This is a genomic window from Curtobacterium sp. PhB190 (genome assembly GCF_004365385.1).
In the GTDB taxonomy this organism is placed as follows: Bacteria; Actinomycetota; Actinomycetes; order Actinomycetales; family Microbacteriaceae; genus Curtobacterium.
In genome coordinates this window covers 288199-313442 of the sequence record NZ_SODN01000001.1, presented here as the reverse complement: position 1 = coordinate 313442, position 25244 = coordinate 288199, and the positions used below count along the sequence as shown (strand labels likewise).

General features: G+C 70.6%; 19 protein-coding genes. 9 read left to right on the top strand and 10 right to left on the bottom strand.

Going from position 1 to position 25244, the window contains the following annotated elements; translation table 11 throughout:
* Positions 1-25: 25 nt before the first annotated feature.
* Positions 26-2182 (top strand): acyltransferase family protein, encoded by a 2157-nt coding sequence (locus EDF47_RS01400; RefSeq protein WP_133936648.1) that lies wholly within the window; start codon positions 26-28, stop codon positions 2180-2182.
* A gap of 99 nt (positions 2183-2281) precedes the next feature.
* Here EDF47_RS01400 and EDF47_RS01395 read toward each other — a convergent pair whose 3' ends face one another.
* Positions 2282-2581, bottom strand: a complete 300-nt coding sequence (locus EDF47_RS01395) for a DUF4193 domain-containing protein (protein ID WP_031263038.1) — start codon at positions 2579-2581, stop codon at positions 2282-2284.
* A gap of 276 nt (positions 2582-2857) precedes the next feature.
* Between EDF47_RS01395 and sepH the strand changes: the two genes are divergently transcribed.
* Positions 2858-3883 (top strand): septation protein SepH, encoded by a 1026-nt coding sequence (sepH, locus tag EDF47_RS01390; RefSeq protein ID WP_165900980.1) that lies wholly within the window; start codon positions 2858-2860, stop codon positions 3881-3883.
* Positions 3884-3930: 47 nt separating this feature from the next.
* Here sepH and EDF47_RS01385 read toward each other — a convergent pair whose 3' ends face one another.
* Entirely contained in the window at positions 3931-5097 is a 1167-nt protein-coding gene (locus EDF47_RS01385) for a nucleotide pyrophosphatase/phosphodiesterase family protein (protein ID WP_132100476.1), read from the bottom strand.
* Between the two features lie 26 nt (positions 5098-5123).
* Between EDF47_RS01385 and EDF47_RS01380 the strand changes: the two genes are divergently transcribed.
* Positions 5124-7610: a DNA topoisomerase (ATP-hydrolyzing) gene (locus tag EDF47_RS01380; protein WP_123292685.1), complete on the top strand. Its 2487-nt coding sequence runs from the start codon at positions 5124-5126 to the stop codon at positions 7608-7610.
* 227 nt (positions 7611-7837) lie between these two features.
* Here EDF47_RS01380 and EDF47_RS01375 read toward each other — a convergent pair whose 3' ends face one another.
* Complete coding sequence (locus tag EDF47_RS01375; RefSeq protein WP_132100477.1) at positions 7838-9964, bottom strand: DNA topoisomerase IV subunit B; 2127 nt, start codon at positions 9962-9964, stop codon at positions 7838-7840.
* Between the two features lie 168 nt (positions 9965-10132).
* On the opposite strand from EDF47_RS01375, the gene EDF47_RS01370 reads away from it, so the two are divergent.
* Positions 10133-10357: a hypothetical protein gene (locus EDF47_RS01370; RefSeq protein WP_071255055.1), complete on the top strand. Its 225-nt coding sequence runs from the start codon at positions 10133-10135 to the stop codon at positions 10355-10357.
* A 137-nt stretch (positions 10358-10494) separates the two neighbouring features.
* Here the strand turns inward: EDF47_RS01370 and EDF47_RS01365 are convergent, their stop codons facing one another.
* The 5 genes from EDF47_RS01365 to EDF47_RS01345 all read right to left on the bottom strand — a co-directional run bounded on the left by EDF47_RS01365 (position 10495) and on the right by EDF47_RS01345 (position 16378).
* A complete protein-coding gene (locus tag EDF47_RS01365; protein WP_131878740.1) occupies positions 10495-11268 on the bottom strand; it encodes a hypothetical protein in 774 nt (257 codons plus the stop codon).
* Positions 11265-12524, bottom strand: coding sequence for a MurT ligase domain-containing protein (locus EDF47_RS01360; protein ID WP_131878742.1), 1260 nt, complete (start codon positions 12522-12524; stop codon positions 11265-11267). Before EDF47_RS01360 ends, EDF47_RS01365 begins: the two co-directional genes overlap by 4 nt.
* A gap of 4 nt (positions 12525-12528) precedes the next feature.
* Positions 12529-13779: an RNA polymerase sigma factor gene (locus tag EDF47_RS01355; RefSeq protein WP_123292681.1), complete on the bottom strand. Its 1251-nt coding sequence runs from the start codon at positions 13777-13779 to the stop codon at positions 12529-12531.
* A 193-nt stretch (positions 13780-13972) separates the two neighbouring features.
* On the bottom strand, positions 13973-15292 hold the full coding sequence (locus EDF47_RS01350) for an MFS transporter (protein ID WP_123938178.1): 1320 nt from the start codon (positions 15290-15292) through the stop codon (positions 13973-13975).
* Between the two features lie 156 nt (positions 15293-15448).
* Positions 15449-16378 carry a PAC2 family protein gene (locus EDF47_RS01345; protein WP_131879155.1) on the bottom strand — a complete coding sequence of 310 codons (930 nt, stop codon included), beginning with the start codon at positions 16376-16378 and terminating at the stop codon, positions 15449-15451.
* A 75-nt stretch (positions 16379-16453) separates the two neighbouring features.
* Here EDF47_RS01345 and EDF47_RS01340 point away from each other — a divergent pair, with 75 nt between their 5' ends.
* The 3 genes from EDF47_RS01340 (at position 16454) to sucB (ending at position 21033) form a co-directional block, all read left to right on the top strand.
* Entirely contained in the window at positions 16454-17932 is a 1479-nt protein-coding gene (locus tag EDF47_RS01340; protein WP_131846138.1) for a leucyl aminopeptidase, read from the top strand.
* A gap of 154 nt (positions 17933-18086) precedes the next feature.
* Positions 18087-19460 carry a dihydrolipoyl dehydrogenase gene (gene lpdA, locus EDF47_RS01335; RefSeq protein ID WP_123292677.1) on the top strand — a complete coding sequence of 458 codons (1374 nt, stop codon included), beginning with the start codon at positions 18087-18089 and terminating at the stop codon, positions 19458-19460.
* Between the two features lie 73 nt (positions 19461-19533).
* Positions 19534-21033, top strand: coding sequence for a 2-oxoglutarate dehydrogenase, E2 component, dihydrolipoamide succinyltransferase (gene sucB, locus EDF47_RS01330; protein WP_131878746.1), 1500 nt, complete (start codon positions 19534-19536; stop codon positions 21031-21033).
* Positions 21034-21143: 110 nt separating this feature from the next.
* Here sucB and EDF47_RS01325 read toward each other — a convergent pair whose 3' ends face one another.
* Complete coding sequence (locus EDF47_RS01325; RefSeq protein WP_131878748.1) at positions 21144-21974, bottom strand: hypothetical protein; 831 nt, start codon at positions 21972-21974, stop codon at positions 21144-21146.
* A 128-nt stretch (positions 21975-22102) separates the two neighbouring features.
* Here EDF47_RS01325 and EDF47_RS01320 point away from each other — a divergent pair, with 128 nt between their 5' ends.
* Positions 22103-22816, top strand: a complete 714-nt coding sequence (locus EDF47_RS01320; RefSeq protein ID WP_133936649.1) for a DUF4191 domain-containing protein — start codon at positions 22103-22105, stop codon at positions 22814-22816.
* Positions 22817-23000: 184 nt separating this feature from the next.
* On the opposite strand, the gene EDF47_RS01315 is transcribed toward EDF47_RS01320, so the two are convergent.
* Positions 23001-23456, bottom strand: coding sequence for an RDD family protein (locus tag EDF47_RS01315; protein WP_123292673.1), 456 nt, complete (start codon positions 23454-23456; stop codon positions 23001-23003).
* A gap of 142 nt (positions 23457-23598) precedes the next feature.
* Between EDF47_RS01315 and glnA the strand changes: the two genes are divergently transcribed.
* Positions 23599-25023: a type I glutamate--ammonia ligase gene (glnA, locus tag EDF47_RS01310; RefSeq protein WP_111087015.1), complete on the top strand. Its 1425-nt coding sequence runs from the start codon at positions 23599-23601 to the stop codon at positions 25021-25023.
* The last annotated feature ends 221 nt before the right edge of the window (positions 25024-25244 follow it).

The window sequence follows — 25244 nt, the reverse complement described above, 5'->3', positions numbered from 1 at the left end:
GTATCTCACATGCCAGTCTGGGGTGATGGATCGTTCTCCACCACCCCGTACGAAACCACCCCGTACGAAACCACCCAGTACGAAACCACCCAGTACGAAACCACCCAGTACGAAACCACCCAGTACGAAGCGGATCGATGTCGAGGCCCTTCGCGGCGTCGCGGTCGCCCTGGTGATCACCGAACACGCGCTCGGCACCCCTGCCGGCGGGTGGCTCGGAGTCGACGTGTTCTTCGTCCTCTCCGGGTTCGTGATCACGCGGAGCCTGCTCGCTGAGCACGTCCGCACCGGCCGCATCGACCTCGTCGGGTTCGCGGTGCGTCGGATCCGGCGTCTCCTCCCCGCCGCGCTCGTGGTCGTCGTCGTCACCGTGTCGGTCTCGGCGGCGCTCTGGTTCCGGCCCAGGTTCGTGTCCGTGCTCGGCGACGCCCTCGCGGCGCTCGTCGGCACGATGAACTGGCATCTCGTCCGCCAGGATGCCGACTACTTCGCCGAGACCGCGGCCTCGCCGCTCCGGCACTTCTGGTCGCTGGCCGTCGAGGAGCAGTTCTACGCCGTGTGGCCGGTGCTCCTGCTCGCCGTCCTGGCGGTCTGCGGACGTCGGCGCGCTGGTCTGGTCCCTGTTGTGGTCGCCGCACTCACGGCCGTCGGGACCGTCGTCGCCGTCGGTGCCGGTCCCGTCACGGACTCTGCCTACTTCCAGACCTGGGCCCGGGCATGGGAGCTCCTCCTCGGAGCGACCGTGGCGACGCTGCCGACCGTGGCGACGCTGCCGACCGTGGCGACGCGGTCGACCGTGACCGCGCACCCGACGCCGCGGGCACTGCCGACAGCCGTCACCGTCGGGCTCGGATCGGTCGGCGCGGGTGGCGTCATCATCGGGGTGCTCCTCGCCCCCGTGTCGCCGTTCCCGACGGTCCCGGTCGTCGTCGGGACCGCATTGGTGCTCGTGGCCGGCGACCTGCAGCTCCGGCTCCCCGCGGTGCGGTGGGTGGTCCGGCCCGTGGTCGCGCTCGGTCGGGTCTCCTACTCGGCGTACCTCTGGCACTGGCCGCTCTTGGTGTTCGCCGCCGTCGTCGCCCCCGGGGCGATGGGCACGGCGGCTGCGGTGACGGTCACACTCGTGCTCGCCACCCTCTCGACGCGGTACGTCGAGGAGCCGCTCCGGACCCGACGTCCCGTCGGGCACCGGCCACGACACCGACAGCGCCTCCGACGGCTCCCACTGGTGGTCCCGGCGATCGTGGTCACACTGTCGGTCGCCACGATGACCGTCGGGGATCCGGCCTCCGCGGCGCGGCTGCTCGAGCGACCACCCACGAACGCCCCCGAGCGACTCCCGTTCGCGGACGCTCGCGCACTCCGCACCGCCGTGGCCGTCGACGGGCACCCGGACGCCACAGCACTCGCCGCCGGTGCCACCCGCGCCTCCCTGCCGCCCGCCATGCGGGACGGCGGCTGCCTCGTCGGCGTCGGCGAGCCCCTCCGGACGTGCGGCGCGACGACCGGGGCCGATGTGCTCGTGGTCGGCGACTCCACCACCGTCGCGTGGTCGCCGACCGTCGTCGGAGCGCTACCGACGGGTACCGCCATCGGCGTGACAGGCGTGGCGAGCTGCAGCGCCGTCATCCCGACACGCGCGGTGCGGCACCGGTGGTCCGATGCCTGTCTGACGGCCAAACGGGCCCTCCACCGGGCGGTCACAGCGGCTGACCCCCGACTCGTGGTCATCAGCGCCGTCACGGGCGAGTACCGGGAGCACCTCGGCGACCTCCCAGCGGGCCGTGCAGCCGCGCTCTGGGAACGGTCGATGGCCGAGACGATCCGCGCGTTCCGCCGCGACCACCACCGCGTGCTCGTGCTCAGCGCACCCCAGTACGGTCCGGACTCATCCACGTGCCCCGACCGGATCCACGGGTTCGGACCGTGCGCCGCTTCGGTCACCCCGGACGCCCGAGCGAAACGCACCGCGGAGGCCGCCGCGGTCCGCTCGAGCGGACCGGGCGCGGCGTACGTCGACATGGCCGCGTGGTCGTGCAGCAGCGACGGCTCGTCGTGCCCCGCGGTGATCGACGACACGCTCGTCCGGGTCGACCAGGTGCACACCACGAGAGCGTTCGCGGACCGCCTGGTCCCGGTGCTGCGTCGCGCAGTCGACTGGGACGCGTTGCTGCGACGCTGACACGCACAGGTGACGGGAGGCCCGGCACGCGTCCGTCCCGCACCGTACGACGAAGGCCCCGCATCCTGGAGGATGCGGGGCCTTCGGTCATCGGTGCGTCTAGAGCGCTGCGCATTCCGCGCAGACCGGCCCGAGTTTCGACTCGTGGTCGAGCTGGGAGCGGTGCTTCACGAGGAAGCACTCGACGCAGGTGAACTCATCGACCTGCGGGGGCAGCACCACGACGTCGAGGTCGACGTCGCTCAGGTCCTGCCCGGCGAGTTCGAAGCTGCCGGGGTTGTCCGAATCATCGTCGACGACCCCCGACATCTTGTCGGGAACGCGCTCCTTGAGGGCCTCGATCGACTCCGAATCGGAGTTGTCATCGGTCTTCCGGGGGGCGTCGTAATCGGTGGCCATGCCCATCCATTTCTCGTATCGAGAGGTCGTCGCCGGGTGATCGGCGGCGACAGTTTGCACTACGTCCCGCCAGAGTGCAAACCGAGATCTGCGGCGGGTCGTCACGGCGCTGCAACCCGTGACCGGATCGGAACATTCCCGACACCCGTCGCCACTGATGCGCAGACTCCGCGGCACGCCCGTGCGCCTCCGCGGAAACCGTCCGCGACCACTGCATACTCACGGGGTACGACGCACGACCGTACGCGACGCTGGGAAGGCTGGACCATGCAAGACGTGAGAGTCATCGGAGTCGAGGCAGGCGCACTCCTCCTGGCGACCGACGGCGGTACCGAGTTCCGGTTGCCCGTCACGTCCTCGCTGCCGGGGCAGGTGCGTCAGGCCAACCCGGACGCCGGTCCGCAGAAGCGGGTCTCCCCCAAGGACGTCCAGGCCCGCATCCGTGGTGGTGCCGACGCCGCCGAGGTCGCGGCCGCGCTCGACGTCGACGTCGAGTACGTCCGACGCTTCGAGGGCCCGGTGCTCGCCGAGCGCGCGTTCGTCCTCGACGCCTCGCACCGCGTCCCGGTGACCCCGGTCGACGACGAGGCCCCCGACACCTTCGGCGCGGCGATCACCGCGAAGCTCGAGGCCGGCGAGGCCACCGCGATCAGCTGGGGCTCGTGGAAGCACCCGGAGAGCGGCTGGCAGGTCCGGGTCCGCTACACCGCGGCCGAGGTCGAGCACGACGCCCAGTGGCGCTTCGACCCGAAGACCTCGACGCTCGTGCCGGACAACGGCGACGCGCACCGGCTCTCGCACACCGACGACGAGGGCATCGCGCCCCGCCTGCGCGCCGTGGAGTACGAGCAGCAGGACGACGACGGCACCCGCTTCGACTCCGGCGCCTTCCGCGTCGAGGAAGAGGACGAGGCTGTCACGAACCCCGACGTCCCCGACCGCGCACCGCTCCGTGCACCGCTGCCCCGCATCGGCCAGGCGGCCGTCGAGGAGCGCGCACCCGGCAACGAGACCGCCGACCTGCTCGAGGCGCTCCGCCGCCGCCGTGGGGAGCGCGAGGCCGCCTCGTTCGGCGAACAGCGTGACGAGCCGGCCCGCGGCACCTCGATCAGCGTCGTCGACATCCCGCTGCAGGGGTTCGAGGACGAGCCCGAGGGCGACACCGTCCCGCCGTCGGCCGACGCCCGTCCGGCATCGGCGCCCGAAGCCGAGGGCCGTGCGGAGCGCAAGAAGCGCAACCGCCGGTCCATGCCGAGCTGGGACGAGATCGTCTTCGGCACCCGCCCGGAGGACCCGGCCTGATCAGCTCGGACTGACCTGATCAGCTCGGACTGACCCGCGGCCGGCTGCTACTGCGCGAACGCCCCGGCAAGCCGAAGCGGGACGAACGTCTCCTCGTCGGTCATCGCGCCGTGCTGACCGATCATGCGCTTCGGTACCTCGCCGTCCCGCAGCGCGCGGTCGTCGTTGAACGCCCACGACCCGCGTGCCACGACGATCACGTCGCCGATGCGCGGAACGACCTGTGGCGCGACCGCACCGAACCACCCGGCGGCGATCGCCTCGTCGCGGCTCGCGACGTACGCCTTCTTGCCGTAGCGCGCCCGGAACGCCCCGACCAGCCCGCGCACGTCGGTGCCCGGCGCCACCGTGAGCTGGCGGCACCGCGGATCGCCCGCCACCCCGACGACGTCCGTCAACAGGAGCGAGTCGATGGCGATGTTCGCGTGGTCGGGCACGTCGAGCACACCGTGGTCCGCGGTGACCAGGACACCCACGTCCGACGCACCGCGGGCATCGAGGCGGGCGAGCTCGCCGTCGAGCAGCTCGAGCGTCGCCGTCCACCGGTCGGACTGCCACCCGGACTTGTGGCCGATCGAGTCGAGCTCCGGCACGTACAGGTACACGAGCGACCGACCGGTGGCGGTCTCGGCCAGGGCAGCGTCGATGCGCTCCGGGATCGTGTCCGCCGACACGTACCGCGCGCCGCCGAGGACGTTCGCGGTCATGCCCGACGCCCGGTACCGATCGGGGCCGATGACGACGGGGTCGACGCCGAGCTCCGCGGCGCGGGTGAAGAGCGTCTCGGTGAGGAACCAGTCCGCGGGGACCTCGGTGTCCCACCCGCCCAGGAGGTTCATCACGGCGCCGGTGTCCGGGTTCCAGCCGCTGTAGCCGACGACGCCGTGCGTGCCGGGCGACCGTCCGGTGGTCAGGGTGCTCAGCGCCGCGGCTGTCGTGGTCGGGAACCCGCTGCGTAGCTTCTTCGCGGTGCCGGACCCCTTGGCGGCCGTGAGCCAGCGGGCGTGTCCGGCGCGAGCCGACAGCGCGACGCTCCCGAGGCCGTCGACCAGGACGACGATCGCGGAACGGGCGGGACGGAGGGCGATCCGGGCCTCCAGGCCGTGGTCACGCGACCACGCGCCGTCCGCAGCCCCGAGCGCCACGAGGCAACTCGGGAAGACGTCGGCGAGGTTCGCGGCGGCGTCGGGGGCCGTCGGTACGCTTGTTCCCATTCCAACGAGTCTTCCAGAAAGGTGCCATGGCACGCACGGACGCAGTCGGCCTGCCCGACGGTGAGCGCATCGAGGACGTCGACGTCTCCGAGGAGATGCAGGGCTCCTTCCTCGAGTACGCGTACTCCGTCATCTACTCGCGGGCGCTGCCCGATGCGCGCGACGGCCTGAAGCCCGTCCAGCGGCGCATCCTGTACCAGATGGCCGAGATGGGCCTGCGGCCCGACCGCGGGCACGTCAAGAGCGCCCGCGTCACCGGCGAGGTGATGGGCAAGCTGCACCCGCACGGCGACGGCGCGATCTACGACGCGCTGGTGCGGATGGCGCAGCCGTTCACGATGCGCGTGCCGCTGATCGACGGCCACGGCAACTTCGGGTCGCTCGACGACGGTCCCGCCGCCGCCCGGTACACCGAGGCCCGCCTGGCCGAACCGTCGATGGCGATGACCGAGGGCCTCGGCGAGGACGTCGTCGACTTCGTCCCGAACTACGACAACCAGATCATGCAGCCCGGGGTCCTGCCCGCGGCGTTCCCGAACCTGCTCGTCAACGGCGCGTCGGGCATCGCGGTCGGCATGGCCACGAACATGGCGCCGCACAACCTGGGCGAAGTGGTCGAGGCCGCGAAGCACCTGCTGATGAACCCGCAGGCCACCCTCGAAGAGCTGATGGAGTTCGTGCCGGGGCCGGACCTGCCCTCCGGTGGCACCATCGTCGGGCTCTCCGGGGTCCGCGACGCCTACGCCACCGGGCGTGGCACGTTCCGGACCCGGTCGAAGGTGAGCGTCGAGAACCTCACCCCGCGCAAGGTCGGGCTCGTCGTCACCGAGCTGCCGTACCTGGTCGGCCCCGAGCGCGTCATCGAGAAGATCAAGGACGGCGTCCAGTCCAAGAAGCTCGTCGGCATCTCGGACGTCAACGACCTGACCGACCGCAACCACGGGCTCCGGCTCGTCATCGGCATCAAGAGCGGGTTCAACCCCACCGCGGTGCTCGAGCAGCTGTACAAGCACACCCCGCTCGAGGACGGATTCGGCATCAACAACGTCGCGCTCGTCGGCGGGTCCCCGCGCACGCTCGGGCTGCGCGAGCTGCTCGACGTCTACGTGCAGCACCGACTGTCGGTCGTCACCCGGCGGTCGGAGTACCGGCTCGCGCGTCGTCGCGAGCGGCTGCACCTGGTCGAGGGACTGCTCATCGCGATCCTCGACATCGACGAGGTCATCCAGGTCATCCGCACCTCGGACGACTCCGAAGCCGCACGGAGCCGGCTCCGTGACGTGTTCGACCTGTCCGAGGTGCAGGCCGAGTACATCCTCGAACTGCGGCTCCGACGCCTGACGAAGTTCTCGCGCATGGAGCTCGAGGCCGAGCGCGACCAGCTGCTCGCCGACATCGCTGCGCTCGAGGAACTCCTGGCGTCCGACGAACGGCTCCGTGCCCAGGTCGCGCTCGAGCTCACCGAGGTCTCCGACAAGTTCGCCACCCCGCGCCGAACCCTGCTCACCGAGGCCGACGCCCCCGTCAAGGGCGGTCGCAAGGCCGCGGTCGACCCGGAGTCGCTCCAGGTCGCCGACTCGCCGTGCCGCGTGCTGCTCTCGACCACCGGACGGCTCATCCGCGTCGACATCCCGACGTCGGAGCTCAGCATCGTCCGCGTGCCGAAGCGCTCCAAGCACGACGCCGTCCGGTCCGCCGTGGTGAGCACCGTCCGGGGCCAGGTCGGCGCGCTGACCTCGACCGGGCGGGTCCTGCGGCTCTCCCCCGTCGACGTCCCGGCGGTGCCGCCCGCCGCGGTCCGGCTCGACGCCGGCGTACGGGTCACCGACTTCCTGGTGCTCACCAAGGGCGAGACGGTCGTTGCACTCGTCGACCTGTCCGGCGCGTCGTCGGACTCCCTCGCCATCGGTACCGCGCAGGGCGTCGTGAAGCGCGTCGTCCCCGGAGCCTGGCCCGACAAGCCCGAGTTCGTCGCCATCGGCCTGAAGCCCGGCGATGCGGTGGTCGGCGCTGCCCAGGCACCCGAGTCCGACGACCTGGTGTTCATCAGCTCGAACGCCCAGCTCCTGCGCTTCCCCGCGTCCGGCGTCCGTGCCCAGGGCTTGCCGGCCGGCGGTGTCGCGGGCATGGCGCTGGCGTCCGGGTCCTCGGTGATCTGGTTCGGGTCCGTCGCCCGGTCCGACGACGCCGTGGTCGCCACCGTGTCCACGACCTCCACGGCGCTTCCGGGCACCGACTCCGGCCGCGCCAAGGTCTCCGCCCTGTCCGAGTTCCCCGCCAAGGGCCGGGCGACCCAGGGTGTCCGGGCGCACGCGTTCCTGAAGGGCGAGGACGGGCTCACCGTGGGCTGGGCGGGCATCGCTCCCCCGCACGCGGTCGGCACGGACGGCGCCGCGCGGACCCTGCCCGACTGGCTGTCGAAGCGTGACGGGTCGGGTGCGCCGCTCGAGGCGGTCATCGGCTCGATCGGTGGCAGTGCTGCGGCGCTCGACGGCACCGCTGGCGACGCGTAGCGCGCGGCAGCCCCTCCCTGCGAAAGCGACAGTGTCCCGCGAACAGTTCGCGGGGCACTGTCGCGGTGGCGGCACGGACCGCGCACGGTGGCGGCACCGTGTCGCGCTGGCGGCACCGAGACTCGGGCTGAGCGACCGAAATCCGAGCACGCAGCCCGAGACGAGTCGCTGAGGCCGAGACTCGGGCCAGCGGCGCCAGCGGCCGCGCGGCCAGCGCCGCCGCGCGGCTACGCGTCGATGCGGTCACGGTCCAGACCCTCGCCGGCCAGGATGAACTCCTTGCGCGGGGCCACGTCGTTGCCCATGAGCAGCTCGAACACCTTCGCCGCGCTCTCGGCGTGCGTGATGTTCACCCGCCGCAGGGTCCGGTGCGCGCGGTCCATCGTGGTCTCGGCCAGCTGGTCGGCGTCCATCTCACCGAGACCCTTGTACCGCTGGATCGGCTCCTGGTACTTCTTGCCGGTCTTCTCGAGCTTCTTCAGCACGGTCTGCAGTTCCTGCTCGGAGTACGTGTAGAGCGTGTCGTTCGGCTTGCCGCGGTTCACCACGACCACCCGGTGCAGCGGCGGCACGGCGGCGAACACCCGGCCCTGCTCGATCATCGGTCGCATGTACCGGAAGAACAGGGTCAGCAGCAGCGTGCGGATGTGGGCGCCGTCGACGTCGGCGTCCGACATGATGATGACCTTGCCGTAGCGCGCCTGGTCGATCTCGAACGTCCGGCCGGAGCCGGCACCGATGACCTGGATGATCGACGCGCACTCGACGTTCGACAGCATGTCCGACACGGACGCCTTCTGCACGTTGAGGATCTTGCCGCGGATCGGCAGCAGCGCCTGGTACTCGCTGTTGCGTGCGAGCTTCGCGGTCCCCAGCGCCGAGTCGCCCTCGACGATGAAGAGCTCGGTGCCCTCGGTCTCCTGCGACCGGCAGTCCGCGAGCTTCGTCGGCAACGAGGAGTTCTCGAGCGCGTTCTTCCGGCGCTGCGTTTCCTTGTGGGCGCGGGCCGAGATGCGGGTCTTCATCTCGGCGACGACCTTCTCGAGCAGGGTCGCGGCCTGGGCCTTCTCGGTGCGTTGCGTCGACGTCAGGATCTCGGTGATGCGCTTCGACACGACCTGGTCGACGATCTTGCGCACCGCCGGCGTGCCGAGGATCTCCTTCGTCTGCCCCTCGAACTGCGGCTCGGGCAGTCGGACGGTCAGCACGGCGGTCATGCCGGCGAGCACGTCGTCCTTGTCGAGCTTGTCCTGCCCGACCTTGAGCTTGCGGGCGTTCGCCTCGACCTGTGCTCGGACGGCCTTGACCAGACCGGACTCGAAGCCGGCCTGGTGCGTGCCGCCCTTCGGCGTGGCGATGATGTTGACGAAGCTGCGGAACACCGTCTCGTAGCCGTCGCCCCACCGCAGCGCGAGGTCCACCTCGCAGGAGCGCTCGACCGAGGTCGACACCATGTGGCCCTTGTCGTCGAGCATCGGGACGGTCTCGGTGAAGGTCCCGGTGCCCTGCACGCGCCAGACGTCGGTGACGGCGGTGTCGGCCGCGAGGTGCTCGACGAACTCGCCGATGCCGCCCTCGTAGCGGAAGCGCTCGACGACCGGGCCGGCCTCGACGGCGGTCCCCGTCGCCTCGGCACGCGCAGCTGCGGCCTCGATCGAGGACACGCGCTCGTCGGTGATCGTGATGCCGAGTCCGGGCACCAGGAACGCCGTCTGCCGCGCCCGGGTGACCAGGTCATCGGTGCTGAACCGCGCATCGGCGGTGAAGATCTGCCGGTCCGCCCAGTACCGGATCCGGGAACCCGTGACGCCCTTCTTCACCTTGCCGACCACCCGAAGCTCGCTGCCCGAGGTGAACGGGCTGAACGGGGCGTCCGGACCGATGCCCTCGGCGTCGTCGAACGTGCCGGGCTCGCCGCGGTGGAACGACATGGCGTAGGTCCTGCCGCCGCGGTCGACCTCGACGTCGAGGCGCTCGGACAGGGCGTTGACCACCGAGGCACCGACGCCGTGCAGTCCGCCGGACGCCGCGTACGACCCCGACCCGAACTTGCCACCGGCGTGCAGCTTGGTGAACACGACCTCGACGCCGGTCAGTCCGGTCTTCGGTTCGACGTCCACCGGGATGCCACGAGCGGTGTCGCGGACCTCGACCGAACCGTCGGCGTGCAGCACGACGCCGATCTCGTCGCCGTGCCCCGCCAGGGCTTCGTCGACGGAGTTGTCGATGATCTCCCACAGGCAGTGCATGAGCCCACGGGAGTCGGTCGAGCCGATATACATCCCCGGACGCTTCCGGACCGCCTCGAGCCCTTCGAGGACGGAGAGATGGCGTGCGGAGTAGTCGGAGCTCACCGTCCGATGCTACCGAGCGGCACCGACACCCTCGGCGCGGACACTCGCACTGGGGACAACCGATCCGCGCTCAGCGAAACAGCGCTGCACAATGCATCGTTCTCAGGCATCACGTGTTGAAATGGTGCAACCACCCGGCACCACCTGCGATCCGTGAGGAGCACAGCAATGACCCAGACCGTGCAGGACCCCTCCATCGACGAAGTCAGCAACCACCAGCTGACCGCCGCCGACCGTTGCGACAGCTGCGGAGCGCAGGCCTACATCCGAGCCACCATGTCGAGCGGCGAGCTCTTCTTCTGCGCGCACCACGGCGCCGAGTTCAAGGACAAGCTCGCGGCGACCGCCATCGAGTGGCACGACGAGAGCAGCCGACTCTACGAGTCGAAGTAGCGCGCGAAGGCGCGAGCACAGCAAGACGGGAGGCCCGGTGCCAGCTGGCACCGGGCCTCCCGTCTGTCTGTTGCCCGTCTCAGAACGCGCGGAGACGACGAAGGCCGGGTCCCGTCGGGACCCGGCCTTCGTGAGCGTCACGCGATGCGCTTGAACGCCTTGTCGACGTAACGATCGACCGTCGCGCGCGCCTCGCGTGCGTAGCGGTCGATGGTCGCCGTCTGCTCCGGGTCCGGCGAGTACTCGCGGCCCAGCCGTGCGGCGGCCGCGGCGAGGACACCATCGGTCAGCTGCGGGTTGAGCGGCAGGATCGGACCCTGCGTGTGCGTGCCGAACGACGTGCCGACGATCGCACCCTCGACCGGGGCGCCCGCCTGGTTGCCGCCGCCGGACACGACGTCGGCGAAGGGGGTGACCCCGGCCGCGAGCTCGATCGTGGTGGCGTGGTCCTCGAAGCCGGCGAGCCGCTTCGACGCACCGGGGAGCAGCGGGTACCGGGTCTCGAGGACGAAGTAGTTGACCCGACGTTCGGCACCACGGACGGCTCGTGCGTCGAACACGCCGAACCCGGCGAGCGGAGCACCCTCGGTGGGCACGACCTCGTTCGTCGCCAGGTCGAACCCGCCGCCGACGGCGATGACCGGCACGCCGTCACTCGCGAACGAACGGAGCGGAGCACCGATGCGGGCGACGTCGGCACCGAGTGAACGCATCGCGCTGAGCGGACCGTTGCCGATGACCACGACGTCGGCCGCGGCGGGCAGGTCGTCGCCGGGCGCGTACTCGAGCACCTCGGTGTCGAGGCCGGCTGCGGCGGCACGGCGGACGAGGGCCGCGACGTTGCCGCGGTCCCCCGAGACGCCCATCTGCCGGGGGTAGACGTGCAGGATGGTCAGCCGATCGGCCGTCATGCGGTCTTCTCCATGTCCGGGTGGCCGAGGGCCCTGCGGGCGATCATCATGATCTCGTAGTTGACGATGAAGTTCTTCGTCCCGCTGGTCGTCGACCCGAGCTGCTCCATGTGCTTGATCGCGGCCTCGACGTCGGGGTCGACCCGGCCGATGCGGACACCGGCGTGCTCGAGGGCGATCGCGATCTGCCAGGCCTTGTCACCGGAGACGACGTCCACGTGGTCGAGCTTCGAGAAGTCGATGTCGTAGATCCAGGAGATGTCCGGCGTGCCCTCGTCGATCGCCATGAGGACCTGCTCGGGGCGGTCCGGCAGCGCGTCGAGGTTGAGCTGGAGGCTCGCGGCGTTCTTGAACATCGTGAACTCGGCGGACTCGCCGGCGATCGGGAGTCGCTCCCCGCGGCCGTACGCCGGCTTCATCGTGCCGAAGGCCTTCGTGACGGCGTCGGCGCGGAACTGCGTGCCGAGTGCCGCGCTGGCCGTGGCGGTGGCAGCAGCAGCGTCGACCGCGTAGTGCAGGCCGCGTGCGGGCAGGCGCACCGCGATGTCGGCACCGTCGAACCGGATCGTCGCACCGTCACCGGTGTTCACGACGACCTCTGATTCGGCGACGTTCGGCTGGGCGTCCTGCCGGTCGAAGTCGTCGGCGTTCTGCAGGCCGTTCGGTGCGGCGGCGACGACCTCGGCGCTCGCACCGAAGCGCAGCACCCGCTGGCCGGCCCGCGCTGCGTAGGCATCGAGGAACTGGTCGTCGCGGTTCGTGATCACGTTCGCCGTGGACAGTGCCGCGGTGTCGAGCATCATGTCGGCGACGCGCTCGGTCTCGAAGAACCGGTACAGCTGGTCGACCTGCACGTTGAGCATCGTCACCGTGGACGGCGACAGGATGCCGGCGAGCTCGACCGCGAAGGCCTCGTCGACCTCGAGGATGCCGATGTCCGCCTTCAGGCGACCAGTCAGCGACACCTCGGACAGCAACGCCGACGCGATGCCCTGCGGCAGGTTCGCCCCGGACGGGTTCGTGAAGACACGGAGCCCGTGCGCCCGGACGATGTCCGAGATCATGTGCGTGGTCGTCGACTTGCCGTTCGAGCCGAGCACGAAGACGACGCCGTTCGGGAACTGCTTCGTCACGTGCTGCAGGAAGTCCGGCACGAGCTTGAGCACGATGAAGCCGGGGTACGCGGATCCCCCGCCCCGCGCTCTGGCGAGGGCACGGAGGATCCGCCCGATCAGGATCGGGATGAAGAACCGCATCGGCCTACTCGAGGTAGTCGCGCAGCGACTGCGACCGCGACGGGTGGCGGAGCTTCGCCATCGTCTTGGACTCGATCTGACGGATGCGCTCACGCGTCACGCCGAACGTGTCACCGATCTGGTCGAGGGTCTTCGGCTGGCCGTCACCGAGGCCGAAGCGCATGCGGATGACGCCCGCTTCGCGCTCGGACAGGGAGTCGAGCAGGCTCTCGAGCTGCTTCTGCAGCATGGTGAAGCCCACTGCGTCAGCCGGCACGACCGCCTCGGTGTCCTCGATGAGGTCACCGAACTCGGAGTCGCCGTCCTCGCCCAGGGGCGTGTGCAGGGAGATCGGCTCGCGGCCGTACTTCTGCACCTCGACGACCTTCTCCGGGGTCATGTCGAGCTCGCGGGCGAGCTCTTCCGGAGTGGGTTCGCGACCGAGGTCCTGCAGCATCTGGCGCTGGACACGAGCGAGCTTGTTGATGACCTCGACCATGTGCACCGGGATGCGGATGGTGCGGGCCTGGTCGGCCATGGCGCGGGTGATCGCCTGGCGGATCCACCACGTCGCGTAGGTCGAGAACTTGAAGCCCTTGGTGTAGTCGAACTTCTCGACCGCACGGATCAGGCCCAGGTTGCCCTCCTGGATGAGGTCCAGGAACTGCATGCCACGGCCGGTGTAGCGCTTGGCGAGCGACACCACGAGGCGGAGGTTCGCGCCGAGCAGGTGCGACTTGGCGCGCTGGCCGTCGCGGGCGACCCAGCGCAGCTCACGCTCGGCCGGCTTGGTCAGCCCGGTCGAGTGCTGCAGCTTGTCCTCGGCGAACAGGCCGGCCTCGATGCGCATCGCGAGCTCGACCTCCTGCTCGGCGTTGAGCAGGGCGACCTTGCCGATCTGCTTGAGGTAGTCCTTCACCGGGTCGGCGGTCGCACCCGTGATGGTCGTGGAGTAGACCGGGGCTTCGTCGTCGTCGGTCTGCGAGATGACGAGCGCGCCAGCGGCGACCGCAGCGGCGGCGTCGGGCTTGATCGCCTTGTCGTCGGTGTCCTCGACGTCCTCGGTCGGCTCGTCGGTGGCTTCGTTCGCCTCGTCGACGGGGTCGACCTTCTTCGCCTTCGGGGCGGCCTTCTTGGCCGGGGCCTTCTTGGCGGGGGCCTTGGTGGCGCGCTTCTTCGGCGCGGCGGTTCCCTCGGCGTCCGTGGCGTCCTCTGCCACAGCACCTTCGGGCTGAGTGTCCTTCGTGGGATCGATCGTCGTGCTCCGGGCAGCCATGCGATCACCTCTCTCGTCGTGCCACGTTCGTGGGGTCGTGGCCTCCCTCGCCGCCCAGGGCCCGAGCCGCAGTCCCCCGCGTCGTCGAGTCCTACCGTTCCGGGCAGCACTAAGACCCATGTCAAGTCCCCCGGGTTGATCGGCGCTCCGAAGTGCTCCGACAGGATGGGGGTCCTGAGTGGGTCCGTGATCATTATTGCACGTGCCGCTTCCGCAGGCGCGCAACGAGTGCAACCCAGAGCGGTCCGACGCGTATTCCCTCCTCCGCGTGGAGCACCCGGCGCGTGCGGTGCCGGGCGTGCAGGAGCATCGCGACACCGAACCCGACCACCAGGTACTGCACCGTGAGGGCCACGCGGAAGTTGTCCCAGGCGAACACGGTCTCACCGGTGACGCGGGACATCACGTCGAGCAGCAGCCCGATCAGGTACATCATCACGAAGGCCGCCAGGAACCCGCCGACGTTGACGACGCCGTTCGCGGACCCGAGGGAACCCACGGGGTTGAACGTCCGGGCGAAGTCGAACCCGATCAGCGAACCGGGGCCGCCGATGCCCATCGCCACGACGAGGAGCACGAGCAGCCAGGTCGGCGGGTGGCCGGGCCAGAGCAGGATCGCGGTCCACACCACGGCGAGCAGCACGACCACGCCGAGCACGAGGTTCGAGCGGCGCATCGGGAACCGCGCGCACAGCAGCCCGAGCACCGGCCCGGCCACGAAGCCCACGGCGACGATGATCGTCAGGAAGCCGGCGGCCTCGGCGGGGCTGTACCCGAGCCCGCGGAGCATCGGGACGCCCCACAGCAGCGAGAACACCGTGCCGGACGACTGCGTCACGTAGTGGGACCAGAACCCGAGCTGCGTGCCCGGCCGACGCAACGCGTGCCCGAACGTCCGGAACGCGGCGCCCCACGAGTGCGGCAGCGGGATCGTCCCGGTCCGCACGACCACGGGGCCGTTGCGGACGAAGACGAACGCCAGGACGAGCCCGACGGCACTCGCGGCGGCGGCGACCCCGAACGCGGGCGTCCACCCCGCGGCGTGCAGGAGCACGGCGAACGGGAACGCCGACAGGATCTGGCCGATCTGCCCGAGGTTGCCCGTCCACTGCGAGATCTGCGGCAGGATCCGGCCGCTGAACCACATCGGCACCAGGCGGATCACCGAGATGAACGTCATCGCGTCGCCGGCGCCCACGAGCACCCGGCCCGCGATCGCCGGGCCGATCGTCGGCGAGAAGGCCACGACGGCCTGGCCGACCACGAGCAGCGCGGCGCCGAGCAGGACGAGCTTGCGCGGCCCCACCCGGTCGAGCGCGACGCCCACCGGGATCTGGAGTCCGGCGTACACGGCGATCTGCACGACCGCGAGCGTGGACAACACCGCCGCCGAGACGGCGAACCGGTCCTGCGCGTCCACCCCGGACACCCCGAGCGAGGACCGCTGCACGACCGCCAGGACGTAGGCGAGCACCGCGATGCCCCAGATCAGGTAGGCGCGACGGGAGTTCACCCCGACAGGCTACCGATCCGGCGGAGCCGGATACGCGACGTGTGTCGCCGACGCAGGTGACGGCCTGGTCGCGACCGGACGACCGACGGGAGGGACGGTGCGGGCCCGCCCCGGGCCTCCAGGCCGCCGTTCCGGACCGTCCAGGGCCCGACCCGGCTACTCGCCGCCGTCACCCTGGGTGCGACGATCCGCCAGGAAGCGCTCGAGCTCGGCCGCGATCGCGTCCGCGGTCGGCACCTCGCCGTCGACGTCCGTGAGCGGCGACGCGACCGGGTTGCCCTCCATGTACGTGTCGTGGCGTTCCTCGAGCACACCGACGAGTCGCTGCAGCTCGGCGTTGCCGGCGACCTGCTCCTCGACCCGGGTGAGGAACTCGCGACCCGCCTCGCGCAGGGCGTCCGTCGGGAAGATGAGGCCGGTGGCCGCGGCGATGCCGGACAGGGCCGCGACGGCCGCGTCCGGGAACTCGGTGTCCGACAGGTAGTGCGGGACGAGCAGGACGAGCCCGGTGACCTGCGCACCGGAGGTCGCGAGCCGGTGCTCGACGAGGTGCAGGACGTTCGCCGGCGCCTGGGTCTCGGGCTTCCAGACGCTCATCTGCTCGACGAGGTCGGCGCGGGTGCCGGAGACGGTCAGGCTGATCGGGCGGGTGTGCGGGACCGGCATCGGGATCGACTGCACCCAGGTGGTGTCCGCGACCTGGAGCTGGGCGGCGAGCCCGGTGACGGCGTCCACGAACCGGTTCCACTGGAAGTCCGGCTCGTACCCGGACAGGAACAGGAACGGCTGGCCGATCTCGTCACGCACGAGGTGCAGCGCCAGCCGGGGCGGCTCGACGGCGGCGATGTGGTCGTGCTCGAAGGTGATGACGGGCCGGCGTGCACGCCAGTCGAGCAGCACGTCGGGGTCGAACTCGGCGACGAGCTGGGTGTCGAGGTCCTCGAGCACCGACGTCGTGACCTGGGCAACGGCCGAACCGGCGTCCGCGAAGCCGGTGAGCCCGGCGACCAGGTGCAGCCCGGCCGGGACGGTCGGGGCGGCCTCGTCGAACGTGTAGAGCTCCTCGGGGTGGTTCACCGTCCCCATGCTAGGCGGGGCCACCGACGCCCCCGCGCGGGACGACCACGCCGACAGCGAACAGTGCGTGGATAGGGTTGGAGCATGGTCCGACCGACGCTCTCCACCGACTCCTCCGCCCCCTCCTCGATCTCCGCCGACGTCCTCGTGGTCGGCGTCCGGCCCGGTGCCGACGGTGCCCCCGCGACGATCGCCCAGCCGGCCACGACACCGTTCTCCGCGCTCGACGACCTCGACCTCGCGGCGATCGGCGCGACGGGCGCCAAGGACCAGCTCGTGCGCATCCCGGCCGTCGGCGTCGACGCCGCGAGCATCGCGCTCATCGGGCTCGGCACCGGGACCGACGCGGCCGCGTACCGCTCGGCCGCCGGCAGCGCCGTCCGCCAGCTGCCGCACGCCGCGTCGATCGCCCTCGCGCTGCCGACCGACACCGACGCACTCGTCGAGGCAGCGCTCGAAGGCGCGGCGCTCGGTGCCTACGCCTTCACGCGGCACAAGGGTGCCGGCACGACCGGGCCGACGCGTGGCGACCAGCGCGTGACGGTCCTCGCGCCGTCCGCCGCGACGGACGCCGCGGTCCGTCCGGCGATCGTGGCCGACGCCGCGTCGCTGGTCCGCGACCTCGTGAACACCGCCGCCGGCGACCTGGGACCACAGGACGTCGCCGACGTGGCGACCGGGCTCGCCTCGGACCTCCCGCTCACCGTCGAGGTCCTCGACGAGCAGGCACTCGAGGAGCAGGGCTTCGGCGGCATCCTCGGCGTCGGCCGTGGTTCGGCGCGTCCCCCGCGCCTGGTCGTCGTCCGCTACGCACCGGAGTCCGCCACGAAGCACCTCGCCCTCGTCGGCAAGGGCATCACGTTCGACTCGGGCGGGCTCTCGCTCAAGCCGGCGGCGTCGATGCTCGGCATGAAGACCGACATGACCGGCGCCGCCACGGTGCTCGCCGCGACCGTCGCCGCCGCACGCCTGGGCCTCGACGTGCGCGTCACCGCCTGGCTCGCACTCGCCGAGAACATGCCGTCGGGCACGGCGACCCGCCCGGGTGACGTCCTCACCCTCAAGAACGGCAAGACCGTCGAGGTCACGAACACCGACGCCGAGGGCCGCCTGGTGCTCGGCGACGGCATGGCCGCTGCTTCGCTCGAGACGCCCGACGCCATCGTCGACGTGGCCACCCTGACCGGCGCGCAGGTCGTCGCGCTCGGCGACCGCACAACCGGCCTGATGGGCAGCGACGACCTCGTCGCGAAGCTCCGTGCCGTGGCCGAGGGTGTGTCGGAGCCGATCTGGCCGATGCCCCTGCCCGAGGAACTCGACGCCCGGCTCGCCAGCGACGTCGCCGACATGGTCAACGCCACGGTCGGCAACCCGGCCGGCGGCATGCTGCTCGCGGGCAAGTTCCTGGAGCGCTTCGTCGGCGAGGACATCCCGTGGGCGCACCTCGACATCGCCGGTCCGTCCGAGCACAAGGGCGGCGGCTACGGGTGGCTCGGCAAGGGCGCGACGGGTGTGATGGTCCGCACGCTCATCGCGCTCGCAGAAGACCTCCAGTCCGAGTAGTAGGTTTGGTACCGGTGGGACGGGGCATCGACGCGCCTCCCACCGGTACTGCACGGGACGGGACCGGAACCACGCGGTCCGACCGTCGGACGCCGCCCCCGCGGTGTCCACGTAGGGCCCGATCGGCCCGACACGCACGAGGGAGTTGCACCAGGTGACGGAACAGACTTACGACGTCGTGGTCCTCGGTGGCGGGAGCGGTGGCTACGCCGCTGCGCTCCGGGCCGCCGAACTCGGCATGAGCGTCGCGCTCATCGAGGGCGACAAGCTCGGAGGGACGTGCCTGCACCGTGGCTGCATCCCCACCAAGGCGCTGCTGCACGCGGCCGAGGTCGCCGACGCGACGCGCGACGCCGAGAAGTACGGCGTGATCGCGGAGTTCGCCGGTGTCGAGGTCCCGAAGGTCATCGAGTACCAGCAGGGCGTCATCACCTCGAAGTACAAGGGCCTGCAGGGCCTCATCAAGGCCCGCGGCATCACCGTCGTCGAGGGCTGGGGTCGACTCACCTCGCAGAACACCGTGCAGGTCGGCGACCAGAACATCGTCGGCAAGAACGTCGTGCTCGCGACCGGCTCCTACTCGAAGTCCCTGCCCGGGCTCGAGATCGGCGGCCGCGTCATCACCTCCGAGACCGCACTGCGCATGGACTACGTGCCGAACAAGGTCGTCATCCTGGGCGGCGGCGTCATCGGCGTCGAGTTCGCCAGCGTCTGGAAGTCCTTCGGCGCCGAGGTCACGATCGTCGAGGCGCTCCCCCACCTCGTCCCCGCTGAAGACGAGTCGATGTCGAAGCAGCTCGAGCGTGCCTTCCGCAAGCGCGGCATCGAGTTCTCGCTCGGTGTCCGGTTCCAGGGCGTCGAGCAGCACGAGAACGGCGTCGTCGTGACGCTCGAGGACGGCAAGACCTTCGACGGCGACGTCCTGCTGGTCGCGGTCGGTCGTGGCCCGGTCACGCAGAACGTCGGCTTCGACGAGGTCGGCGTCGCCATGGACCGCGGCTTCGTCACCACGAACGAGCGCCTCGCCACCAACCTGCCGAACGTCTACGCGGTCGGCGACATCGTCCCCGGCCTGCAGCTCGCACACCGCGGCTTCCAGCAGGGCATCTTCGTCGCCGAGGAGATCGCCGGCCTGAACCCGGTGATCATCGAGGACAAGAACATCCCGAAGATCACGTACTCCGACCCCGAGGTCGCCTCCGTCGGCCTGTCGCAGGCCAAGGCCGAGGCCGAGTACGGCGCCGACAAGGTGGACTCGTACGAGTACAACCTGGCCGGCAACGGCAAGAGCCACATCATCGGTACGTCCGGTTCGGTCAAGGTCGTCCGCGTCGTCGACGGCCCCGTCGTCGGCGTGAGCATGATCGGCGCCCGCGTCGGCGAGCTCATCGGTGAAGCCCAGCTCGCCGTGAACTGGGAGGCGTACCCGGAGGACATCGCTCCGCTCGTGCACGCGCACCCGACGCAGAACGAGGCCCTGGGCGAGGCGTTCATGCACCTCGCGGGCAAGCCGCTGCACGCGCTGTGACCCGCACGAGTCCGCGCCCTGTGACAATGACATCCACAACAACTGCAACCCCCCGCGAAGAGGAGTCCACCCGATGAGCGAATCCGTCAGCCTCCCGGCGCTCGGCGAGAGCGTCACCGAGGGCACGGTGACCCGATGGCTGAAGAACGTCGGTGACCGGGTCGAGGTCGACGAGCCGCTGCTCGAGGTCTCGACCGACAAGGTCGACACCGAGATCCCGTCGCCCGTCGCCGGCGTCATCGAGGAGATCCTCGTGCAGGAGGACGAGACCGTCGAGGTCGGCACCGCGCTGGTGAAGATCGGCGACGGCTCGTCCGACTCCGGTTCCTCCGACTCCGGTTCGTCCGACGAGTCCTCGAACGAAGCCGCTGCCGAGGCAGAGGCCCCCGAGGCCGAGCCGAGCACCGAGCAGGAGTCCGAGACCCCCGCCCCGGAGCCCACCGAGCCCGAGCCGGCCCCCGCCGGACAGACGCAGCCCGCGGCCCCGCAGGCCCCGTCCGCACCGCCCGCGGCCGCTCCGGTCCCGCAGGCCGCTCCGGTCCCGCCGCCCGCCGCCGCACCGCCGGCCGCCGTCCCGGCGCCGGCAGCTGCTGCACCCGCACCGGCCGCGCCGAGCGCGACCACCGCCGCCGCGGTGCCGAACCCGACGCAGGACGGCGCAGCCTCCGGCTACGTCACGCCGCTCGTCCGCAAGCTGGCGAACGAGCAGGGCGTCGACCTGTCCACCGTCACCGGTTCCGGTGTCGGCGGGCGCATCCGCAAGGAGGACGTGCTCGCGGCCGTCGCGAAGGCCCCGGCCGCCGGTGGTGCAGCTGCACCCGCCGCCGCGTCCGGTCCGTTCGTCGCCGAGGTCTCGCCGCTGCGCGGCACCCGCGAGAAGATGACCCGCCTGCGCAAGGTCGTGGCCGAGCGCGCCGTGCAGTCGATGACCTCGACCGCACAGCTGACGAGCGTCGTCGAGGTGGACGTCACGAAGGTGGCGCAGTTCCGCGACGCCCACAAGGCGGAGTTCCTCGAGAAGACCGGTTCGAAGCTCTCGTTCATGCCGTTCTTCGCCCTGGCGGCGTCCGAGGCGCTCAAGGCCCACCCGAAGATCAACTCGACCGTGGAGGGCGACGAGATCGTCTACCCGGAGTCCGAGAACGTCTCCATCGCGGTGGACACCGAGCGCGGCCTGCTGACCCCGGTCATCAAGGACGCAGCCTCGCTCGACCTGGCGCAGTTCTCGAAGTCCATCGCGGACCTGGCGGAGCGTACCCGGAACAACCAGCTCAAGCCCGACGAGCTCGCCGGCGGTACGTTCACGCTGACGAACACCGGTTCGCGTGGCGCGCTGTTCGACACCCCCGTGGTGTTCCTGCCGCAGTCGGCGATCCTCGGGACCGGCATCGTCACGAAGCGTCCCGCGGTCGTGAAGGTCGACGGCCAGGAAGCGATCGCGATCCGTTCGTTCGTGTACCTCGCGCTGTCGTACGACCACCGGATCATCGACGGTGCGGACGCCTCGCGCTACCTGGTCGCGGTCAAGAACCGCCTGGAAGCGGGCAACTTCGCGCCCAACCTCGGGTACTGACCCCAGCACCACGGCCGACGGCCCCCGTTCCCCCTCGTGGGGAGCCGGGGCCGTTCCCGTTCCCGCTCCGGTTCGTCGGCGTCCGGGGCGTCCGGGGGTGTCCGGGCGCGTCAGCCACCACCACCCGCACCGGTCCCGGTGTCCGTTCCGGCACCGAGCACGGACACCGCGGCGACGACCGTACCGATCGCGACGACGACACCGACCACGGCGCGGCGGAGCGGCAACCGCCGACCAGCACCGAGCGGGATGCCGCGCTCGACGACCTCGCGCAGTCGAGCCGCCGGGCCCGTCGTGTCGAGCGGCGGGTCCGCCTCGACGAACACCAGGTCGGCTGGCGGTGGGGCCCATCGGAACGGCCGCGGAGGCGCCGCACCCCGGACCGTGTCGAGCGCCGCGCACACGGTGCTGCGGTCGCCGTCGAGCGCCGCGAGGAGCGCAGCGTCCACCTCGTCGCGACTCGGATCGCGCGGGTCGACACGGTCCCAGACGACCCGGGCAGCGAGTACGAGGACCCGTGCAGCATCGTCACCGGGCAGCTCCGTGCCGTCGCGGACGGCTCCAGCCGGGCGATCGCACAGCACCACGGCGCCCGCGTCGTCCACCAGGACGTCGTCGATCCCGGCGACGCCGAGCCGCACCGCGCCGTCCACGGCCGCGACGAGGAGCTCGAGCAGCGGCACGCAGAGGGTCACCGCGACCCCGGTCGTCGGGGTGCCGAGACGGTCCAGCGCCACCGGGAGCGGCGTGCCGCGTGGGCGGTCGAGCAGGGTCACGAGCCCGCCGGCCCCGGTCCGGCCCACCGCCTCGACGGGCACCAGGTGCCGGTGTCCGGTGGCGCACCGGTCCGCGATCCAGGCCGCCACGGCAGCGTCGTCGGCCGGCGCGACCCAACGGTCGCTGCGGGCGTCGTCGACGCTCTGGTCGGTGCTCGGGTCCATGGTGACGAGCGTGGCGGAGGCGAGCCGGGCCTCCTGTCCGTCCTGCCCGGTCTGTGGACAACGCGTGTTCGCGCACAGCCGGACCGACTGCGGTCTCCCCCGGACCGCGGAGGCCGTATCCTGTCAGCATGGCACGCAGCACTTCCACAGACACGAAGGCGAAGGAGCCGGGGCGTCTCAAGCAGATGTTCCAGGTCTTCCAGATGACCCGACGGGCCGACCCGTCGTCCGTCTGGTGGTTCGCCCTCGCATTCGTCGGCCCCGCCGTCCTCGGCATCGTGCTGGCGCTGGTGCTCCCGGGCCAGAACTGGCTCGCGATGATCCTGTGGATCGTCGCCGGTGTCCTGATGGGCGTGCTGCTCTTCCTCATCGTCCTCGGCCGGCTGGCCGAGCGGGCGGCGTACTCGCAGATCGAGGGCCAGCCCGGCGCCGTCGGTGCGGTGCTCTCCAACTCGCTGCGTCGGCAGTGGCGCTCCAGCGAGATGCCCGTCGCCGTGCACGGTCGCTCGCAGTCCGCGGTCTACCGCGCGGTGGGGCGTCCCGGCGTCGTCCTCATCACCGAGGGCCAGCGCGGCAACCTGAAGCGTCAGGTCGACGAAGAGCGTCGCAAGGTGCAGCGCATCGTCCCGAACGTCGCGGTCCACGTGGTCAGCGTCGGTGACGGCGACGACACCCTCACGCTGCACAAGCTCCCCCGTGCCATGAACAAGTTCAAGAAGTCACTCAACCGCAACGAGGTCCTGGCCGTCGCGAACCGCCTCGACTCGCTCACGCAGAGCCCCGCCGCGGCGATCCCGAAGGGCATGGACCCGATGCGTGCCCGTGCCGGACGTCCGCGCTGACCCGTCCACGAACCACCACGCAGAACGCCCCCGACCGTGCCAGGTCGGGGGCGTTCTGCGTGCGTGCGTTGCGGTCGCTGGTGGCGGCAGGTGGTGCGAGGTTGTTCACTCGGTGCGAGGACGGAACGACGCACGGAGTGATCAACCTCGCACCGTGCGTGCGACCGGTGGCGCGGGGCGCCGGTCAGCGGCGGACGAGCACCGTGCCGGCGATGCGGTCGTGGGCACCGCGGCTGTCCCGGTCGATGATGAGCGCCGGCACCACCAGGCAGAGCAGGACGGTCCGGACGACCGGACGCCACACCCCCACGTAGCCCCCGCGCATCGGCACGACGCGCAGCCCGACGCAGATGTGCCCGAACGAGCCGGACAACAGGCAGATGAAGAGCACCTGGAGCGCGGCGAAGATCGCCAACTGCACCCACGAGTGCGCGATGTCCCCGGAACCGTTCACCGGCGACCAGACCCCGGTCACGTAGGCGATGAGGTCGGCGAGGGCACCGTCGATGAGCAGGGCGACGATCCGCCGTCCGATCCGCCCGACGCTGCGGGGTCCTTCCTCCGGCAGACCGAGGTCCTTGCCCGGCCAGCCGTCGGGGTGCTCGGAGGGCGCGGACGGACTGGAGGAGCTGCGGGCCATGCCCCCAAGCGTAGGCGACCTGCCGCCCGTAACACGCCCGAAACAATTCAGTCACGTCCGGGAAACCCCGTGTCAATAGCCTCGTCGGAGGTGCCTTGATCGGTACCTCCGACATCACCCAACCCATTGGAGATCGGCCCCCATGTTCAGCGATTCCTCCGAGGTCCTGGCCTTCATCAAGGACACCGACGTCAAGTTCCTCGACATCCGATTCACGGACCTGCCGGGTGTGCAGCAGCACTTCAACATCCCTGCCTCGACCGTCGACGAGGACTTCTTCTCGGTCGGCCAGCTCTTCGACGGCTCCTCGATCCGCGGGTTCGCGTCGATCCACGAGTCCGACATGCAGCTGATCCCCGATGTGACCACCGCCTACGTGGACCAGTTCCGCGCCGAGCGCACGCTCATCATGATCTTCGACATCTACAACCCGCGGAACGGCGAGATCTACGGCCGCGACCCGCGCCAGGTGGCGAAGAAGGCCGAGAAGTACCTCGCGTCGACGGGCATCGCGGACACCGCGTTCTTCGCCCCCGAGGCCGAGTTCTACATCTTCGACGACGTCCGCTACTCCGTCACCCAGAACGAGTCGTTCTACGCGGTCGACTCCGAAGAGGGCGCCTGGAACACCGGTCGTGACGAAGAGGGCGGCAACCTCGCCAACAAGACCCCGTACAAGGGCGGCTACTTCCCCGTGTCGCCGGTCGACAAGACCGCCGACCTGCGCGACGACATCACCCTCAAGCTGATCGACGCGGGCTTCGAGCTCGAGCGCTCGCACCACGAGGTGGGCACCGGCGGCCAGCAGGAGATCAACTACAAGTTCGACACGATGGTCCACGCCGCGGACGACATCCTGAAGTTCAAGTACATCGTCAAGAACACGGCGGACCAGTGGGGCAAGGTCGCCACGTTCATGCCGAAGCCGCTCTTCGGCGACAACGGCTCGGGCATGCACACCCACCAGTCGCTCTGGTCGGACGGCAAGCCGCTCTTCTACGACGAGAACGGCTACGGCGGCCTGTCCGACCTGGCCCGTTGGTACATCGGCGGTCTGCTGAAGCACGCTCCGGCGCTGCTCGCTTTCACCAACCCGTCGATCAACTCGTACCACCGGCTGGTCAAGGGCTTCGAGGCCCCGGTCAACCTGGTCTACTCGGCTGGCAACCGCTCGGCTGCGATCCGCATCCCGATCACGGGCACCAACCCGAAGGCCAAGCGCATCGAGTTCCGCGCGCCGGACGCCTCGGGCAACCCGTACCTCGCCTTCGCCGCGCAGCTGATGGCGGGCCTCGACGGCATCCAGAACCGCATCGAGCCGCACGAGCCCGTCGACAAGGACCTCTACGAGCTCCCGCCCGAGGAAGCAAAGGGCATCCCGCAGGTCCCCGGCTCCCTCGACGAGGCGCTCGACTTCCTCGAGGCGGACCACGAGTTCCTCACGAAGGGCAACGTCTTCACCGAGGACCTCATCCAGACTTGGATCGACTACAAGCGTGAGAACGAGATCCTCCCGCTGGCACAGCGCCCGCACCCGTTCGAGTACGAGCTGTACTTCGGCGTCTGATCCTCGCTGAGACACGAAGGCCCCGCACCGTCAGGTGCGGGGCCTTCGTGTGTGTGTCGCGACAGCGACAGTGTGCCGCAAACCATCCGCAGGATTGTGTCGCTTTGGCGGGGGGGTACGGACGCGACCGCCTGGAGGCCCGGTGCCGGTCCGGCGGACGGGCACCGGGCCTCCCGGCTGGTCGCGACGCACGTTCCTTCCCATCGCATCCGGACTGGGAA